Below are 18,783 nucleotides of genomic sequence, written 5' to 3' on the forward strand. Positions count from 1 at the left end.
AACACTGAGCTATCAAACCATGCCGGAAAACCACACACCGCTTAACAACTCAAAGATGATTCGCCATTAAACGGTTTCCCGCTCCAACTGCACACCCCGGCCATCGGATAACAACGTTTTTATGGCAGATATCCTGGCTCACGCTTCAACGTTTCCGACTCACCTTCCCGAAATCGACTAATTTCAGTGGTTTTACATCATCGTTGTCGGAAACTTCACGTATACAGTTGCGGGGACAGCTTCGGTTAAGAATTCCCTTTTAACTCTGGTAAGAGACCATAAAGACCTGAATTATACGTAGATCACTTAATAACAACCACGGTTTGGTGACACAGACAAAATCGCACACAATATTCATGTGCCAACTAAAGCTAGACAGTCAAAATAGCGATGGCTAATATCGCACAGAGACGCCATGTTTAATCGAGTGGCTCTGCTCCCTAATTTTCAGCGAAAAAATAACAAGAGGAATAAAAGGATGTTGAAAGAATTCAAAGAATTTGCAATGCGTGGCAATGTGCTAGATATGGCTGTGGGTATTATTATCGGTGGTGCGTTTGGCACGATTGTCAAAAGTCTGGTTGCTGACGTTATCATGCCACCTATCGGCCTGTTACTCGGAGGTGTCGACTTTTCAGACTTATTCGTTACCTTGAAAGAAGGAACTGTAGCGGGACCATATGCCACCCTCGCTAATGCTCAAGAAGCCGGCGCCGTGGTGATCAGTTATGGTGTCTTTATTAATGCGGTGATTAGCTTTCTGATCGTGGCTTTTGCTGTGTTCTTATTAATCCGCTCAGTCAATAAACTACAACGTGAAAAAGAAGCGGAACCAGCCCCTAAAGAAGCCACCAATAAAGAATGTCCGAAATGTTTTTCAACCATTCTAATCAAAGCAACCCGTTGCCCACATTGCACATCTGAAATTGCCTAAACAAAAAAGCCCCGACCAACTGGCCGGGGCTTTTTTTAGCTTTAAAGGCTGAGGGATGATTACATCATGCCGCCCATGCCACCCATTCCGCCCATATCAGGCATTGAAGGTGCATCATCTTTCGGCAGTTCAGCAATCATCGCTTCTGTTGTCAGCATCAGACCAGCAACAGAACCTGCATTTTGCAGTGCAGTACGAGTCACTTTGGTTGGGTCAAGAATACCCATATCGATCATATCGCCGTATTCGCCTGTAGCCGCGTTGTAACCGAAGTTACCTTTGCCTGCAGCGACTTCGTTCAGGATAACAGAGGCTTCAGCACCCGCATTTGTAGCGATTTGACGTAAAGGTTCTTCCATTGCACGACGGGCAATTTTGATACCCATGTCTTGATCATGGTTGTCACCACGCAGTTCACCCAGAGAACCTTCTGCACGAACCAGAGCAACACCACCACCAGCAACAACGCCTTCTTCAACCGCGGCGCGAGTTGCATGCAACGCATCTTCAACGCGTGCTTTTTTCTCTTTCATTTCCATTTCGGTAGCCGCACCGACACGGATAACCGCAACACCGCCAGCTAATTTAGCCACACGTTCTTGCAGTTTTTCTTTGTCGTAGTCAGAAGAAGATTCAGCAATTTGTGTACGAATTTGTTCAACACGTGCTTGGATTTCATCTGCACGGCCAGCACCATCAACGATAGTGGTGTTTTCTTTGCTGACAGTGATTTTCTTCGCTTGACCTAAGTGATCTAAAGTCACTTTTTCCAGGCTCAGACCGACTTCTTCAGAAATAACAGTACCACCAGTCAGAACAGCGATATCTTCTAACATCGCTTTACGACGGTCACCAAAGCCAGGGGCTTTAACCGCACAGACTTTCACGATACCGCGCATATTGTTCACAACCAGTGTTGCTAATGCTTCACCTTCCACGTCTTCAGAGACGATCAGCAGCGGACGGCTTGATTTAGCCACTTGCTCCAGAGCTGGCAGTAAGTCACGGATGTTTGAGATTTTTTTGTCGAATAACAGCACATACGGATCTTCCAGTTCTGCTGTCATAGTTTGTTGGTCGTTAACAAAGTATGGAGACTGGTAACCACGGTCAAACTGCATACCTTCAACGACGTCTAATTCGTTTTCAAAGCCGCTACCATCTTCAACAGTGATAACGCCTTCTTTACCGACTTTTTGCATGGCTTCAGCAATGATTTTACCGACTGATGCGTCAGAGTTTGCTGAGATAGTACCTACTTGAGCAATGGCTTTATCATCATCGCAAGGAGATGACATAGTGCGTAATTGCTCAACCGCCGCTTGAACCGCTTTGTCGATACCACGTTTCAGATCCATTGGGTTCATACCTGCAGTAACGGCTTTCATACCTTCACGCAGAATAGCTTGTGCCAACACAGTCGCTGTAGTTGTACCATCACCAGCAGCATCAGAAGTGTGCGAAGCCACTTCTTTTACCATTTGTGCACCCATGTTTTCGTATTTGTTTTCCAGTTCGATTTCTTTCGCCACTGAAACACCGTCTTTCGTGACGGTTGGTGCGCCGAAGCTTTTATCTAAAACAACGTTGCGACCTTTTGGTCCTAGTGTCACCTTAACCGCATTGGCCAGAGTGTTTACACCTTTAACCATTAACTGACGTGCGTCTGCACCAAATTTGACTTCTTTAGCAGCCATTGTAGTTATTCCTCTTGTTCTTTAAAAAAAGCAAATGAGTCCAGGGATTAGCCTTCGATAACAGCAACGATGTCATCTTCACGCATGACTAACAGTTCTTCACCGTCAACCTTAACTTCAGTACCGGCATATTTGCCAAACAGTACTTTGTCACCCACTTTTACCGCCAAAGGGCGAACTTCGCCTGAATCTGTAACCTTGCCATCACCAGCAGCGAGAATTTCACCACGAGATGGTTTTTCTGCGGCGTTATCAGGGATAACGATACCGCCAGCGCTCATTGTTTCTTCTTCCATGCGACGAACAATCACACGATCATGAAGGGGACGAAGATTCATCTGTATTTCCTCCGAAAAATGTCTATTTAATGACTAACTTAAATTGTAGGGAACTCATACAATGGGGTTACAAAACCTGCTTTCAAGGGGACTAAGCAAAAAAATTTAAATTTTTTTATCGAAGATGATGTTTGTCATCGTCATCGACCACTTCCCCATCAATTACATCACCTTCACGATAATCAGATCGGTAACGTTGTTGTGAAAAAGCACCACTTCGATTTTGTGTGTACAAAATACGACGGTTCTTTGCCATATGCTTAATCACAAGCCTTCTTATATTAGGTATCAACAATAGAAAACCCAAAGTATCCGTGACGAATCCGGGGGTTAACAACATCGCCCCGGCGATGACCAGGCAGACACCTTCTAACATCTCCGTAGCAGGAATTTGCCCGCTTGCCAGCGACTGCTGTGCTCTTTGTAAGGTCTGAAAACCTTGCAAACGTAAAAGAAATGCACCTAATACGGCTGTCGCCACCACCAGAAAAATGGTCGGCAATGCACCAATAACATCGCCAACCTGAATCAAAACATAGATTTCAACGATGGGAATAATTAAAAACAGGAGAAATAAAAATCGAAACATAAGACGTCCATCGTAATAGTTATAACTATGGATATTGGTGCGACTTTGCTGATTTCAAGCCCTGATCGTAAATGTCGCCTAAATACAACAAAAATCAGGATTTGTATCACTGTCACAAAACTGTAACGTTTCCTTCATCATGCTGAAACAATACAGGCATAAGGTGTGCGGGACTTCGGCTCTTACCGAATTGATAAACCAACCTAGAGGATAGTCCCTTGAAATTGAAAACTACATCTTTATTAATTGCCGGTACCTTGTTTGGTGCAGCAATGTTGCCTGCACAGGCAAACAACGAAGCGATGGCTGACCTGTTAAAAGTCCTTCGTGACAAAGGCACCATCAGTGCTGAAGACTACAACATGTTGAAAAATGCTGCAGCTGCTGATCAAGAAAAAACTGAAGCGGCTCAAGCTGAAGTGAAAAAGCAAGTTGAAGAAGCAACAGCGAACATGCCTGTTATCGAAACTGACGGTAAATTAGTTATTGCTGACCGTGAAGGTAACTGGGAATTCCAACCTATCGGCCGTGTTATGTGGGATGCGATTGACACTGACGAAGATGATTCAGGTGCGGAAGATTTCCACGGTACTGAATTACGTCGTGCACGTTTAGGTTTTGAAGGTTCCATCTATGACTGGGGCTACAAATTTGAAGCAGACTTCGCTACCGGTGGTAATAGTGGTAGTGACTCTGAAGTATCGATCAAAGATGCATTCATCAGCTACGGAAACAAATTCAACGATTTAGCCTATGACGTGAAATTAGGTCAATCTCATATCGCTTACGGCTTAAACACAAAAATCAGCTCTAAATACATGACATTCATGGATCGCCCATGGTTTGCTGATAGCACCGTATCTCCTGCACGTGAAAGCGGTGCTGTTTTTTCATTAGCTGAAAAAGATTACAGATGGTTAGTGTCAGCTGGCCTAACTAACGGTGAAATTGAAGGTGGCTCAACAGACAGTAACGGTAGCACATTCTCAGCACGTGCTTCTTTCGTTCCTTACATGCAAGATAAAAATCACCTGATTCAAGTTGGTCTGGGTTATTTAACCAAGGGCGGCGGTGATGACTTCCGTTTCAGACAACGTCTTGTCAGTCATAAAGATGCTACACGTCATTTAGACACATCAACTTTTGAAATTGATGGTGCAGATGCTTACACAGTAGACGCCATGGGCGTATTTGGTTCATTCCATGCAATGGCTGAATACAACGACTTTACTGCAGAACGCACAGCTGGTTCTGATGTGGATATTACTGGCTACGCTGTTGAAGCTGGTTACTTCTTAACAGGCGAATCATTGAAATGGAAAAAAGGTTTTACCTCAGGTATTTCACCTAATTCTTCTGCAGGTGCATGGCAAATTGCAGCACGTTTCGAAACACTGGAGATTGATGACTCAGCTAATAGCGACGAAGCTGACAAATGGACTGTTGGTCTTAACTACTATCCGACAAAAAACACTCGTTTAATGTTGAACTATGACAAAGTTACTGACCTGAAAGTTGATGGCTCAAGCGTAAATTACGAACCATCTGCACTTAAATTCCGTGCACAAGCTTACTGGTAGGCCTTACCTCTGGAAAGCACTGATAAAAGCCTCACCCCAGGGTGGGGCTTTTTTCTGATTAGGAGATATTAGCAAGAGAAGATAAGACGATGACACAAGAAGAATTACACCACTATCACTCATTACAGGAAATTCTCAGTCATGGACGTCTGACAGCTCTGTTTCAACCCATTATATCTCTACACAACCAACAGATTTTTGGTTATGAGGCTTTGATAAGAGGCCCTTCGGATGGCCCTCTTCATTCACCTCTAACCTTATTTGATACAGCCCTTAAACATGATTGTTTGGCTGAATTGGATTTACTTTGTCGAGAAACTGCCATCAAACGCTATGGCCAACTCGGTCTCAAAGAAAAACTTTTCATCAATACGACCCCGGTCGCCATTTTAAATAGTGATTACCCACACGGCTTAACACTGCAATATGTTGAAGAAGCGGGGCTATCAGCAGAACAAGTCATCATTGAACTCACTGAACAGTATCCGATTGATGACTATGAATTAATGCGAACAGCCACCGAACATTATCGCGATATGGGCTTTTCGATTGCGATTGATGATTTGGGCGCGGGCTATTCTGGCTTACGCACCTGGTCTGAACTCAAGCCTGATTTTGTCAAACTGGACCGCCACTTTATGCAGAATATTCATGAAGATCGGCAAAAGCGCCAATTTGTGCAGTCCATGATTGATATTGCTCAAAGTATCGGCTGCCAGGTGATTGGTGAAGGCATTGAAGTTCGTCAGGAATATATCACCGCACAAAGTCTGGATATGCGCTTTGTACAAGGCTATTACTTTGGCCGCCCTAATCGCAATCCACAGAAAGAACTCGATAACAGTCTGTTTGCCCAACGCAAAGAAACAACGATACAACGAACAGGTCGTCCAAGAGCGAATACCCTTGTTAGCAGCTTGCTGACAGATTTAGATCCGGTCAGACATAACGATACCATTGAGCACATTTCTGATCGTTTTCAGAAAGCGTTAAAACTGAATGCGTTGCCGGTTGTTGATGATAATAATCGTGTCGTGGGTATCATGTGGCGCGATGATTTTATGACACTTTACGCCAGCCGTTTTGGTCGTGAACTGTACGGAAGAAAACCCATAAAAGACTTTATGGATAAAAATCCCATCGTCGTTGAAACTGAGCTGCCATTGAAAAAACTTAGTTATCAAATCACCAGCCAGGAAGCACATCACCAGCACAGTGCGTTCGTCATTACTGAGCAAGGTCGTTATCGCGGTGTAGGTAGTTTAATGGACTTGCTACGTCAGATTACCGATATGCAAATCACCATGGCTCGCCATGCCAACCCGCTGAGTGGTCTACCAGGAAATGTGCCATTAAGTGAGCATACCCGTGAGATTATCGAGCAAAATCGGGATGTCACTGTCTGCTATTTTGACTTGGATAACTTCAAACCCTACAACGACATTTATGGTTACGGTAAAGGCGATAAGGTGATTAGCCTCACAGCTAAAACGTTAACTGAACATGTCGACCAGGAAATCGACTTTGTCGGGCATGTGGGTGGCGATGATTTTATCATCTTGTTTGAAAGTAAAGACTGGCGACAGCGTTGCCAAAAGATTCTGGAAGCATTTGAGGCACTTTACCCACAGCTATACAATTTGCGTCATCTGCAACAAGCAGGCATCAATGCGGTTGATCGCCATGGCAATGAAACCTTTTATTCACTGCTTAGCTTATCTATAGGTGCTGTGCGCATTTTAGACTTTCCGAATATCCAGGCAGAGATTGATCTGACCGAATACGCCAGTAAGGCAAAATCAATGGCTAAACGAATAGCTGGAAACAGCCTCTATCAGCTAGAAGCGACAGAAAAAAATATGATTAATCAGAAACCGAAGATACGCTTGGTCACGGAGAAATAAACGGCTTAAACTGCCGCTTCGTAAGCAACCTGTTCGAGTACAAACTCGACACGCTGACGAACTTTCTCACGTGTTTCGCGGAAGATGGCCATCACTTCCTCTTCACTACCCCGCAGCTTGGCCGGATCAGGCAAAGGCAGATGCACCTTAACTGTATGCGGGCTGAGTAGAGGGCACTGCTCTTCAGCGTTATCACATAGTGTGACTAACAAATCTGCCCATTCCAGCATTTCACCATTCACACGAATTGATTCCTGCTGAGAAATATCAATGCCGACTTCAGACATAATTTTGATGGCACGTTGGTTTTGTCCATGTGCTTCAATACCAGCCGATTTAATTTCAATTTCTTCGCTGGCCAAAGCTCTTGCCCAACCCTCAGCCATTTGTGAACGACACGAATTGCCAGTACACAAAAACATGACTCTAATCTTTTCCATTTCTAACCCTTTCTTTATAGCAGGCCGACCTTAACAAACCAATATGACAACGCCGTTACGGCAACATAACATTCTGATTTATTGTTAATTCCTAATTCAGACTTGAAGCGAACAGCATCGCTTCTGTTAAAATGCCTGTTTATCAAAGAATAAAGACGTCCATTGTGAAAAAACTGATCGCACACATCCTCATCTCAGCGGCACTGTTGACTCCCGTCCTTGCTCAAGCTCAAACCACACGTTATGTATCTGATAAGCTCGAAATCACCATGCGGAATGGTCAAGGCGTGAAGTTCAATATCCGTAAAATGCTCGAGTCTGGTACACGACTCGAAGTACTGGAAACGGATCCAGCAGGTTATTCAAAAGTCAGAACGACAGATGGCGTTGAAGGCTGGGTGTTAACCCGTTATCTGACCAACACACCGAGTGCTCGTGACCAACTTGAAGCCAGTCAAAAGCGTGTGGCCAATTTAGAACTTGAAATCGCTAAATACAAAGAAGAAATTTCATCACTCAGTAATCAAAACTCCGACGTTGATACACAAAACATGTCGTTGAAAGAAAAGTCACAACGTTTGAGCAAAGAACTGGACGACCTCCGTCGTACCGCATCAAATGCTGTGGCTTTAGATAATGAAAACCGACAGCTAAAAGAAAAGCTGCAAGAAATTGATCATGAGAACCAGTCATTAGTTATCGAAAACAATGCCTTAAAAGATAACAGTACCCGAAGCTGGTTCCTTATTGGCGCCGCTGTTTTATTTGCAGGTATCTTGTTAGGCATCATCCTACCGCGACTAAAAGTTCGTAAAAAGGATAGCTGGGGCAGCCTCTGATAACAGTTTATTATCTCGTCAATAAAAAAAGGACGCATCGAGCGTCCTTTTTTTGCTTCATATAACCAGTCAATTAAGCACGCTTTTTGTGTCCATCTCTCAGATGAGACAAGCCTTCTCCAGCTAAAGAGCCACCATCAATCTGATACGCCTTACCAAAGCCTTTCACATAACGGCCACCGATAGGGTTTAGTTTGAATAACTTAAAGTCACTCAATTGACTTAAGTTTTGTATGCGATCGCCATGACGATCGGTTAAACACTGAATACCGACATCCCAGTCAGCAGAGTCAATTGGCAATAGTTCTGTGGTCACATTGTACTGAACACGAAGACGAGCAAATAACTCCGCAGCAGAGTCTTCATCCTCAATAATTAATACTGAAGCTCTGGGGTGATGCTGCAAGTTTTTAGCGTGAACCGCGATTTCACTGATTAATACATATAAACAATCTTCTCCCACCGCAAATGGTGCATAGGAAGCATAAGGTTCGTTTTCTTCAGTTAATGATGACAACAGCAAGCTTTTACGACTATTTACCATCGCCATAATTTCCTGGCTGATTTGAGCTTCTAACCCTTTATTATTCATAATTCATTCTCACTGATAGTGTTGTTGCATTGCCAGAAACCGTTGTTTTTGTTCTGCCAACAACTCACCTTTTTCATCTCGGCCCAGAAAGACCTTAAAGATCACCTCATCATCCGCATTTTCAAAAACGAAGGCATAGCTTTCTCTTCCTCTATGCGGTTTATCCTGAAAGCGAATCTGCTTCACTTGTTTAAGGTTTAAATGACCGTGCAAACCGGGCACAGGCCCACTTAAATTATAAAAACCTTCAGCGACTTTGCCCTTGGGAAACGGACCTTTGAATTCAAACACACTGCCAGCATGAATGATAATCGTCACCATCGTACCCCAGTCGGACAGCGTTTCTAGTAATTCTTGAGCCTGCTCTCCCGGCATGCTTACATCGGACATATCCACTCCTCAAAATCCTATCGTACACCTAGCAAGGCATATTCACCCAGTATGCATGAGTCAAACACGAATACTGCTTATTAGCTTGTTTATCACTAAATCAGGGTAAAATAATCTTCTATATGCCATACCCACGGAAAAATTGGCACTCATAATGGTCACACCATTGAGATTTCATTTTCTCAATGACTGACACCAACCTTAAAGTAACGTTCTAATTTTAATGATTATCTATGATTGATAAAAACAGCTATGAGCTGAGTGGCATCCTTAAACAAGCCCTTTTGTATAAAAAGCATCTAGTTAAAGCCAATATCATTGCTTTACTGGCGACACTCTGTGCCGTGCCAGTCCCCTTATTATTGCCGCTGATGGTCGATGAAGTGTTGCTCAATGAACCTGGTCCAACTGTCGCCTTTATTCAACACTTCAGCCCCGACAGCTGGCATGGACCAGTTTTATATATCATGGCGGTATTGTTATTTACTTTGGTATTGCGTGTGGCGTCGGTTATTTTAAACGTCGCTCAATCACGTTATTTCACGCTGATTGCCAAACGCATCACCTTCCGCATACGGCAAAAACTCATCAAACGACTGGGCAGAATTGCCATAAGTGAATATGAAACGCGCGGTAGCGCCGGTATCGCATCACATTTTGTGACCGATATTGAAGTGATTGATAACTTTATTGGTAACACCATCAGTCGGTTTATTGTAGCAACACTGAGTATTATCGGCACCGCAGTCATATTGCTGTTTTTGCACTGGCAACTGGCCTTACTGATTTTGTTTATGAATCCATTAGTGATTTATTTCACTATGGTGGTCGGTAAACATGTCAAAGAGCTTAAAAAGAAAGAAAATGCCGCCTTTGAAATTTTCCAACAGAGCCTGACTGAAACACTGGATGGTATTCAACAAATACGTACCGCTAACCGTGAAAAACATTATCTACTTCGTGTTATCGATAATGCTCGGCAAGTGAGAAATCATGCCTCGGAATTTGCCTGGAAAAGTGATGCGGCAAACCGTTTTTCCTTTGTGATATTTTTGTTTGGCTTTGATGTGTTTAGAGCTGTCAGCATGTTTATGGTGGTTTTCTCTAATTTAAGTATTGGTGAGATGTTCGCGGTATTTGGTTATCTGTGGTTTATGATGGGGCCAGTGCAGGAAATATTGAATATTCAGTATTCCTTTTACTCAGCCAGTGCTGCAGTCTCTCGCCTTAATAGCTTATTCAGTATGCATGAAGAAGTTCGTTACAAAAGAGAGATAAATCCTTTTGTGAATGGGCAACCAAGTAGCATTCGTATTGAAAACTTACACTTTAAATACGGGGATAATAATAAAGTCCTCAGTGGCGTGTCGCTGAATATCAACGCAGGTGAAAAGGTCGCCTTAGTCGGCGCCAGTGGTGCAGGTAAATCAACGCTGGTGAATGTCTTACTGGGTTTATATCCTGCTGATAAAGGCATGGTATTTTTTAATGATGTACCGGTGAGTAAAATTGGTTTGGATACCGTTCGCGAGCACGTTTCCACTGTGTTGCAAAGCCCGGCTTTATTTAATGATACCGTTCGTCAAAATATAACCATGGGCCGTGTTTATAAAGATGAAGCTATCTGGGAAGCCATTCGAATTGCTCAGATAGAAACCGTGATTCAAGATCTCCCTCAGCAACTAGATACCATCATAGGTCGTGATGGTGTGAAGCTATCCGGTGGTCAACGTCAGCGCCTGGCGATTGCCCGCATGGCATTAGTGAACCCCAGCGTTGTCGTGCTCGATGAAGCCACATCGGCTTTAGATAGTGAAACGGAATATCAGTTACATAATGCCTTAGAAAACTATCTGCAAAATCGTACTACCATCATTATTGCTCACCGCCTGAGTGCCGTAAAACAGGCCGATCGGATTATTGTGTTTGATGGTGGCGAAATTATTGCTGAAGGCAGCCATGATTCATTGATTAATCAGGATGGTTTGTACCAAAAGCTTTACGCTCAGCAGATATAAAAAAGCCCGGTCGAACCGGGCTTTTTTTATTTTCTAGCGACGCTTGAGTTGTTCTACATCCCGAACAGCGCCTTTCGCCGCCGAAGTCGTTAATGCTGCATAGGCTTGCAGTGCTAAACTCACTTCACGTTCACGGCCAACAGGTTTCCAGGCATCATCGCCTTTTGCTTCCATGGCTGCACGACGATGAGCCAATTCTTCGTCGCTTAATTCAACATTGATCTTACGATTAGGAATATCAATATGAATGATATCGCCTTCTTCAACTAAGCCAATATTACCGCCTTCCGCTGCTTCAGGTGAGGCGTGACCAATAGATAAACCCGATGTACCACCAGAGAAGCGGCCATCGGTTAACAAAGCACAGGCTTTACCCAAGCCTTTCGACTTCAGGTAACTAGTTGGATACAACATTTCCTGCATGCCTGGTCCACCTTTCGGACCTTCATAACGGATAAGGACAACATCACCTTCTTTGATATCTCCCCTTAAGATAGCCGCTACAGACTCGTCTTGAGATTCAAAAATACGGGCTGGGCCGGAAAAGGTCAGGATAGATTCATCCACACCTGCCGTTTTCACAATACAGCCATCTTCAGCCAAGTTGCCATATAACACCGCAAGGCCACCGTCCTGACTGTAAGCATGCTCAATATCACGAATACAGCCATTTTCACGATCTAAATCCAGCTCGGGCCAACGACAATTCTGACTAAAGGCTTGTTGAGTTGGAATACCTGCGGGACCAGCAAGATAGCGTGTCAATGCAGGCTCATATTGGCTACGTTTTACATCCCATTGTTTTAAGCCTTCACCCATGGTTTTGCTGTGAACGGTGGGTATATCAGTATGTAACAAACCACCAGCGGCTAATTCACCAAGAATTGAAATGACACCACCAGCACGATGTACATCTTCCATATGGTATTTATTAGTAGCGGGTGCGACTTTACATAAATTCGGGATTTTACGAGACATGCGGTCAATATCTGCCATGGTGAAATCGACTTTCGCTTCATTCGCCGCAGCTAATAAATGCAGTACGGTATTGGTCGAACCACCCATCGCGATATCCAGAGCAATGGCATTTTCAAACGCGGCTTTAGTTGCAATCGAACGTGGCAGTACGTCAACTTCGTCATTTTCATAATAACGTTTTGCTAAATCGACAATACGACGACCTGCTTCCAGAAACAGTTCTTCCCGATCCGCATGGGTCGCTAATAAAGAGCCATTCCCAGGTAAAGACAACCCTAAGGCTTCTGTCAGACAGTTCATTGAGTTTGCCGTGAACATACCTGAACATGAACCACATGTCGGACAGGCGCTACGCTCAACCTGCTCAACATCAGCATCGCTGACATGCTCATCCGCCGCTTGAACCATGGCATCAACCAGATCCAGTTTGACGTCTTTGCCGGCCAATTTTGTTTTACCGGCTTCCATCGGGCCACCTGAAACAAAAATAACCGGAATATTCAGCCTCATGGCGGCCATTAACATCCCAGGTGTGATTTTGTCGCAATTTGAAATACAGACAATCGCATCAGCACAGTGCGCGTTAACCATATACTCAACAGAGTCAGCGATAATGTCGCGCGATGGCAAACTGTACAACATGCCACCATGCCCCATGGCGATACCGTCATCAACGGCAATGGTATTAAATTCTTTCGCAACACCGCCCGCTTTTTCAATTTCGCGCGCAACCAGTTGACCCAGATCTTTTAAGTGAACATGTCCTGGAACAAATTGCGTAAACGAGTTAGCTACGGCGATGATAGGCTTGTTGAAATCATCATCTTTCATTCCTGTAGCCCGCCACAAGGCGCGTGCACCAGCCATATTTCTGCCGGCAGTAGATGTTCTTGAACGATATTGAGGCATGCGAAATCTCTCCAAAATCTGTTTTGCTCCATGTAACCCTTAGATCACACGGTAATAATCTGATAAATTTTACACGACACTTGGCAAGCGTGCTGAGTCTGAGATAAAAAAGAACATTAATGAATGACACTGTAAAGCCTGTTACGCCACAAAACTTAGCCACAACAACAAGCTGGTTTCGTACTGCCGCGCCTTATATTCATAGTCATCGTGGCGCTACATTTGTCATTGCTTTTGATGGCGAAACTATCGATAGCCAAGAGTTTGAACCGTTACTGCATGATATCTCTATTCTTAATAGTTTAGGAATCAAACTTGTACTGGTATACGGTGCCAGACCGCAAATTGAAGCAAGTTGCATTCAACAGAATGTTCCTGTCCGTTATCACAGTGGTTTGCGAGTCACTGATGATGTCAGTCTCGTTATCGCCAAAGCAGCAATTGGTAAACTTCGCCTCGACATTGAATCGAAATTATCTTTTGGTTTACCTCATACTCCGATGGCCGATGCTCGCATTCGCTGCATCAGTGGCAATTTAGTTATCGCCAGACCGGCAGGCATTATTGATGGTGTGGATCTTGGTCATACTGGTGAAGTTCGTCGCATTGATAGCGAAGGTATTAACCAGCAGTTAGCAGCGGGAAATATCGTATTACTCCCGCCGCTAGGTTACTCATTAACCGGTGAAAGCTTTAATGTGTCAGCAGAATCTATCGCTACCGAAGTTGCGACAGCACTTCGCGCTGACAAACTCATTTTTATTGGTCACAGTAACCAGGCCATGCCTCGTGAACTGACAGTTGATGAAGCACAAAAAACGTTGTCTTCTCATCCCTCATTACCCGCCGCGGTCAAGGCATGTAAAGCCGGTGTGACTCGGGTTCATATTCTGGACAGAGCCATCAATGGCGTATTGTTACAAGAACTATTTAGTCGTGATGGTGCCGGCACCCTGGTCACCGCGACCTCGTTCGAAACCACAAGACAAGCGGTGATCGATGACGTCGGCGGAATATTAGAATTACTCCAGCCATTGGAAGAAAAAGGCATTGTCGTAAAACGGTCCAGAGAATTGCTCGAACGTGAAATTGATCATTTCACCGTGATGGAACGTGATGGCAGTGTGGTCGCTTGTGCTGCGCTCTACCCTTATCCTGAAAATGATATGGCTGAGCTCGCTTGCCTTGCTGTTTCCAATCACTATCAAAGCCATGGTCGGGGTAAACAATTATTAGCGGTATTGGAGCAATCCGCTCAGGCGCAAGGCATCAATCATCTCTGTGTGCTCACCACACAAACAGCGCATTGGTTTTTGGAACAAGGTTTCAAGCCTGCAGATATTGCAGACCTCCCCGTAGCCAAGCAAGCGCTGTATAACTACCACCGTAATTCACGGGTGTTTAGAAAGCAGCTGGCTTAGCGATTCTTTTTATTACTTAGCTTGCGACGGTACTCGGGGAATAACAATGGCGCGAATTCGTGTAATGCTTTTTCATAAACGCGACGTTTAAAAAACACGATTTCATCAACAGGGGTCCAGTAATCGACCCAACGCCAGTCATCAAACTCCGGTTTTTCATGCAGGTTGAGTTTGACGTCTTCTTCCTTGCCGGTGAAGCGCATTAAAAACCAGCGCTGCTTCTGGCCAATGCAAAGCGGCTTATTACCGTATCGCAGGTAACGTTTTGGCAACCTGTAACGCAACCACCCGCGAGTGGAAGCAATTAACTCAACATGTTCTGGCAGTAAACCCACCTCTTCCGTAAGTTCACGATAAGCCGCTTGCTCAGGAGTTTCATGGGATTTAATCCCCCCCTGCGGAAACTGCCACGAATCATGTTGCGCACGTTGCGCCCACAACACCTGATTCTCTTCGTTGCAGAGTATTATCCCTACATTAGGCCTGAAGCCATCTTTATCAATCACGACTTAAGTCTCTGGCTGGCTGAGCGCAATCGCCCCCAGCGGTTTATTCTCAATTAGTGATTAGATTATTAAAAGCACTGTCAGTATGCAATGCATTTTGACATACAATAGTCGTATTTTTGATTAAAACGGAGACTTTTCCTGCATCATGGCGTTGGCAATTTTTGATTTAGACAATACTTTATTGGCTGGTGATAGCGACTATTTATGGGGCCGATACCTGTGTGAAAATAGCATTGTAGATGAGGCGGCATACAGAACTGCCAATGATCATTTCTATCAGCAATACGTCAACGGCACCTTGGATATCTACGAATTTCTGGAATTTGTATTTACTCCTTATGCCAATCACTCTATGCAGGAATTAGAATCTTGGCGCGCGGCTTATCTGGAAGAAAAAATTAAGCCGATTATATTGCCAGCGGGTATTGAGCTCATCGAAAAACATCGTGCTCAGGGTGATACCTTATTGATTATTACTGCCACCAATAGTTTTCTGACTCAACCTATTGCCGAACTGCTGGGTATTGAACACCTGATTGGAACCGAACCTGAAATGATCAACGGTGCATTTACCGGCAAAGTCTCCGGCACGCCGTCATTCCAGCATGGCAAAATCGAACGTTTGAAAATGTGGTTAAACCATCGGGATGAAGATATGGAAAACAGTATTTTTTACAGTGACTCCCATAATGATATTCCGTTACTAGAATTAGTGGATACTGCCGTGGCTGTTGATCCGGATGACAAGCTTGCGGCTGTCGCCAAGGAAAAAGGCTGGAAAATTCTCAGTTTGCGTTAATAATTGTTACAATTCATCGTTTTTTATCATTCATAATCAGGCCGTCAATATGGAATGGGAAGTTGTTATTGGGTTAGAAATTCATACCCAACTCGCCACCAAATCTAAAATTTTCTCTGGTGCTGCCACCGCATACGGTGCGGAACCCAACACACAAGCATGTGCTGTTGATTTAGGTTTACCGGGCGTATTACCTGTACTCAACGCCGAAGCCGTCAGAATGGCGATTAAATTTGGCCTCGCCGTTGATGCTGAAATCTCTGATCGCTCAGTCTTTGCGCGTAAAAACTACTTCTACCCTGATTTACCTAAAGGCTATCAAATCAGCCAATATGAGCTACCCGTGGTTGGTAAAGGCCATATCAATATTGAGCTGGAAGATGGCACAGAAAAAGTCATTGGCATCACTCGTGCTCACCTTGAAGAAGATGCCGGTAAATCGCTGCATGAAGACTTTGATGGCGAAACAGGTATTGATTTAAACCGTGCCGGCACGCCTTTATTAGAGATTGTTTCTGAACCCGACATGCGTAGTGCAAAAGAAGCCGTTGCCTACATGAAAAAAATTCACTCTCTGGTTCGCTATCTCGAGATCTGTGATGGCAATATGCAGGAAGGCTCCTTCCGTTGTGATGCCAACGTTTCTGTTCGTCCCAAAGGCCAGGAAAAATTTGGTACCCGAGCTGAACTGAAAAACATCAACTCTTTCCGTAACGTCGAACGTGCAATCAATTATGAAATCGAGCGTCAAATTGATGTTCTGGAATCCGGCGGTGAAGTGATTCAGGAAACCCGTCTGTATGATGCAGACAAAAATGAAACCCGTGCTATGCGTAGCAAAGAAGAAGCGAATGATTACCGTTACTTCCCCGATCCGGATTTGCTACCGCTTATTATTGATGAAGTGACCATCAACGAGATTAAAGCAACATTGCCTGAATTACCGAATGAAAAACGCGACCGTTTTGTTAACGAGTTAGGTTTATCTCTTTATGATGCTTCAGTACTGACAAGCAGCCGTGAACTCGCTACTTACTTTGAGTCATTGCTGGCTGCCACGGGTGGTAAGGATCCGAAACAATGTGCTAACTGGGTCATCGGTGATGTCTCAGGTGCCTTAAACAAGGCTAATCTGGATATCTCAGAATCCCCTGTCAGCGCAGAACAACTTGCTAGCGTATTAAACCGAATCACTGACAACACCATCTCAGGCAAGATTGCTAAAACAGTGTTTGAAGCATTATGGGCAGGTGAAGGCAAAGATGCGGATGAAATCATTGAAAGCAAAGGCCTGAAACAAGTTACTGACACTGGCGCTATTGAAGCGATGGTGGATGAGGTTCTGGCAAATAACCCCGATCAAGTTCAACAATACCGCGATGGCAAGGAACAGCTCATTGGCTTCTTTGTAGGTCAAATCATGAAAGCATCAAAAGGCAAGGCCAACCCGGCCCAGGTCAATGAATTACTGCAGAAAAAACTTAACGGGTAAATCAATATCCTGATCCAAGCGAAACCGAAAAAGCCGCATTTATGCGGCTTTTTTATTTTCAATTTTACGTTCTCATTGTGAGGCAGCTCACAAATTCCTGTTCACCTGATTCCCCTTGACCACTAAACGATGTAGTATCACTTGATGGATTTGTTACGCTTTTTTGACAACGGCGCTAAAAGCCAATGATGGAGCAAAGGTTCACCCACCAATGAAGTTTGTACAGGAGCACCTCCCCGCCAAGACGGGTTTGAATAAATTACCGTCGGCCTCTCCCTTACCTGAAGCCAATTGGGTTCTCGTTTTCGGTTCTGTGAACCGCTTCAATGATAAAGGTTTCGCTAAAACCATAAAAAAACGCTATCCAAACGCAGAAATCATTGGCTGCACCACTTCCGGCGAGATTACTAGTGATGGCGTTTATGACGACAGCATCCATATCACGGCCATGCAATGGGAACGAAGCACCCTCCGGTTTATTAGCAAGCCAGTGAATAGTATGGAACAGTCTCATGCGCTGGGTGCACAAATCGCTGCTGAATTAAAAATGGACGATCTGAAAGGCGTCTTTGTGCTCAGTGATGGTTTAAATGTCAATGGTTCAGAGTTAGTAGAAGGCCTTCAGGAAATTTTACCAAACGTTCCTATCACAGGGGGATTAGCAGGTGACTCTGCGGCATTTAAACAGACCCTGTTAATCAATAATGACAAAATTCAGGATCGTGTAGTGATTGCTGTTGGTATTTACGGTGAGGATGCCATCGTCACCAGTGGAGCCTTAGGTGGCTGGCAGCCGTATGGCCCCCCCAGACAAATTACGCGTTCAAACAAAAATGTGGTGTATGAGCTGGATAATAAACCGGCTTTACCTCTTTATAAAATGTATATCGGTTATTACGCTAATCAATTACCGGCTTCCGGGCTGAATTTCCCATTTGCCATCATGGATGAGAAGAATGTTAATGTCATCAGAACATTGCTCGCCATTAATGAAAAAGAAAACAGTCTGACCTTCGCCGGTAATATTAAAGAAGGTTCAACAGTACGTTTTCTGAAATCAGACCATGATCGTTTGGTTTTAGGTGCCAGTGAAGCTGCCAGACAGATTCTGCAAAAAGACGTGAATATCAATGACAAAGCACTAGCGATTTGTGTGAGCTGTGTCGGTCGTAAACTGGTGATGGAATCACAAGTCTCAGATGAAGTCTTTGCTGTTCAGAGGCTACTAGGTATGCAGACAGGTATTACCGGGTTTTATTCCAACGGTGAAATCTGTTCTGGAGAAGATGACAGTCATAGCCTGTTACATAACCAGACAATGACTATCGCCTATTTAAGTGAGCACAACGCCTGA

General features: G+C 44.2%; 17 protein-coding genes and 1 riboswitch. Of the genes, 9 read left to right on the forward strand and 8 right to left on the reverse strand.

Annotation, left to right across the window (positions count from 1 at the left end; all coding sequences use genetic code 11):
* Positions 1-106: 106 nt before the first annotated feature.
* Positions 107-296, reverse strand: a riboswitch (cobalamin riboswitch).
* A 182-nt stretch (positions 297-478) separates the two neighbouring features.
* Positions 479-934, forward strand: a complete 456-nt coding sequence (gene mscL / locus QQL60_RS11130) for a large conductance mechanosensitive channel protein MscL (protein ID WP_273178395.1) — start codon at positions 479-481, stop codon at positions 932-934.
* Between the two features lie 59 nt (positions 935-993).
* On the opposite strand, the gene groL is transcribed toward mscL, so the two are convergent.
* The 3 genes from groL to QQL60_RS11145 all read right to left on the reverse strand — a co-directional run bounded on the left by groL (position 994) and on the right by QQL60_RS11145 (position 3,558).
* On the reverse strand, positions 994-2,631 hold the full coding sequence (groL, locus tag QQL60_RS11135) for a chaperonin GroEL (RefSeq protein WP_007143919.1): 1,638 nt from the start codon (positions 2,629-2,631) through the stop codon (positions 994-996).
* 47 nt (positions 2,632-2,678) lie between these two features.
* Positions 2,679-2,969 (reverse strand): co-chaperone GroES, encoded by a 291-nt coding sequence (gene groES, locus QQL60_RS11140; RefSeq protein WP_007143920.1) that lies wholly within the window; start codon positions 2,967-2,969, stop codon positions 2,679-2,681.
* Positions 2,970-3,084: 115 nt separating this feature from the next.
* Positions 3,085-3,558: an FxsA family protein gene (locus tag QQL60_RS11145; RefSeq protein WP_007143921.1), complete on the reverse strand. Its 474-nt coding sequence runs from the start codon at positions 3,556-3,558 to the stop codon at positions 3,085-3,087.
* Positions 3,559-3,776: 218 nt separating this feature from the next.
* On the opposite strand from QQL60_RS11145, the gene QQL60_RS11150 reads away from it, so the two are divergent.
* Together QQL60_RS11150 and QQL60_RS11155 are read left to right on the forward strand one after the other, a co-directional pair.
* The gene (locus tag QQL60_RS11150) at positions 3,777-5,138 is read left to right on the forward strand and encodes an OprO/OprP family phosphate-selective porin (protein WP_007143922.1); all 1,362 of its coding nucleotides are present in this window, start codon (positions 3,777-3,779) and stop codon (positions 5,136-5,138) included.
* An 89-nt stretch (positions 5,139-5,227) separates the two neighbouring features.
* Entirely contained in the window at positions 5,228-7,042 is a 1,815-nt protein-coding gene (locus QQL60_RS11155) for a GGDEF domain-containing protein (protein ID WP_284723341.1), read from the forward strand.
* 5 nt (positions 7,043-7,047) lie between these two features.
* On the opposite strand, the gene QQL60_RS11160 is transcribed toward QQL60_RS11155, so the two are convergent.
* Complete coding sequence (locus tag QQL60_RS11160; RefSeq protein WP_284452221.1) at positions 7,048-7,482, reverse strand: arsenate reductase ArsC; 435 nt, start codon at positions 7,480-7,482, stop codon at positions 7,048-7,050.
* A 164-nt stretch (positions 7,483-7,646) separates the two neighbouring features.
* Between QQL60_RS11160 and QQL60_RS11165 the strand changes: the two genes are divergently transcribed.
* On the forward strand, positions 7,647-8,321 hold the full coding sequence (locus QQL60_RS11165; RefSeq protein ID WP_284452220.1) for a TIGR04211 family SH3 domain-containing protein: 675 nt from the start codon (positions 7,647-7,649) through the stop codon (positions 8,319-8,321).
* 73 nt (positions 8,322-8,394) lie between these two features.
* Here the strand turns inward: QQL60_RS11165 and QQL60_RS11170 are convergent, their stop codons facing one another.
* Both QQL60_RS11170 and hutX read right to left on the reverse strand, forming a co-directional pair.
* Positions 8,395-8,913, reverse strand: a complete 519-nt coding sequence (locus tag QQL60_RS11170) for a HugZ family pyridoxamine 5'-phosphate oxidase (protein WP_284452219.1) — start codon at positions 8,911-8,913, stop codon at positions 8,395-8,397.
* Between the two features lie 9 nt (positions 8,914-8,922).
* Positions 8,923-9,303 carry a heme utilization cystosolic carrier protein HutX gene (gene hutX / locus QQL60_RS11175; protein ID WP_273178402.1) on the reverse strand — a complete coding sequence of 127 codons (381 nt, stop codon included), beginning with the start codon at positions 9,301-9,303 and terminating at the stop codon, positions 8,923-8,925.
* Positions 9,304-9,536: 233 nt separating this feature from the next.
* Here hutX and QQL60_RS11180 point away from each other — a divergent pair, with 233 nt between their 5' ends.
* Entirely contained in the window at positions 9,537-11,321 is a 1,785-nt protein-coding gene (locus tag QQL60_RS11180; RefSeq protein ID WP_284723342.1) for an ABC transporter ATP-binding protein, read from the forward strand.
* Between the two features lie 33 nt (positions 11,322-11,354).
* On the opposite strand, the gene ilvD is transcribed toward QQL60_RS11180, so the two are convergent.
* Positions 11,355-13,208 carry a dihydroxy-acid dehydratase gene (gene ilvD / locus QQL60_RS11185; protein WP_273178404.1) on the reverse strand — a complete coding sequence of 618 codons (1,854 nt, stop codon included), beginning with the start codon at positions 13,206-13,208 and terminating at the stop codon, positions 11,355-11,357.
* Between the two features lie 119 nt (positions 13,209-13,327).
* On the opposite strand from ilvD, the gene argA reads away from it, so the two are divergent.
* Positions 13,328-14,629 carry an amino-acid N-acetyltransferase gene (gene argA / locus QQL60_RS11190; RefSeq protein ID WP_284723343.1) on the forward strand — a complete coding sequence of 434 codons (1,302 nt, stop codon included), beginning with the start codon at positions 13,328-13,330 and terminating at the stop codon, positions 14,627-14,629.
* Here argA and QQL60_RS11195 read toward each other — a convergent pair.
* Complete coding sequence (locus tag QQL60_RS11195; protein ID WP_083821400.1) at positions 14,626-15,135, reverse strand: RNA pyrophosphohydrolase; 510 nt, start codon at positions 15,133-15,135, stop codon at positions 14,626-14,628. The genes argA and QQL60_RS11195 overlap by 4 nt on opposite strands.
* A gap of 148 nt (positions 15,136-15,283) precedes the next feature.
* Here QQL60_RS11195 and QQL60_RS11200 point away from each other — a divergent pair, with 148 nt between their 5' ends.
* From QQL60_RS11200 to QQL60_RS11210, 3 genes are all read left to right on the forward strand, one after another.
* Positions 15,284-15,937: a histidinol-phosphatase gene (locus QQL60_RS11200; protein WP_284723344.1), complete on the forward strand. Its 654-nt coding sequence runs from the start codon at positions 15,284-15,286 to the stop codon at positions 15,935-15,937.
* A 49-nt stretch (positions 15,938-15,986) separates the two neighbouring features.
* A complete protein-coding gene (gene gatB / locus QQL60_RS11205) occupies positions 15,987-17,429 on the forward strand; it encodes an Asp-tRNA(Asn)/Glu-tRNA(Gln) amidotransferase subunit GatB (RefSeq protein WP_284451583.1) in 1,443 nt (480 codons plus the stop codon).
* A 211-nt stretch (positions 17,430-17,640) separates the two neighbouring features.
* Positions 17,641-18,783: an FIST signal transduction protein gene (locus QQL60_RS11210; protein WP_284723345.1), complete on the forward strand. Its 1,143-nt coding sequence runs from the start codon at positions 17,641-17,643 to the stop codon at positions 18,781-18,783.

Source organism: Methylophaga thalassica, assembly GCF_030159795.1.
GTDB lineage: Bacteria > Pseudomonadota > Gammaproteobacteria > Nitrosococcales > Methylophagaceae > Methylophaga > Methylophaga thalassica.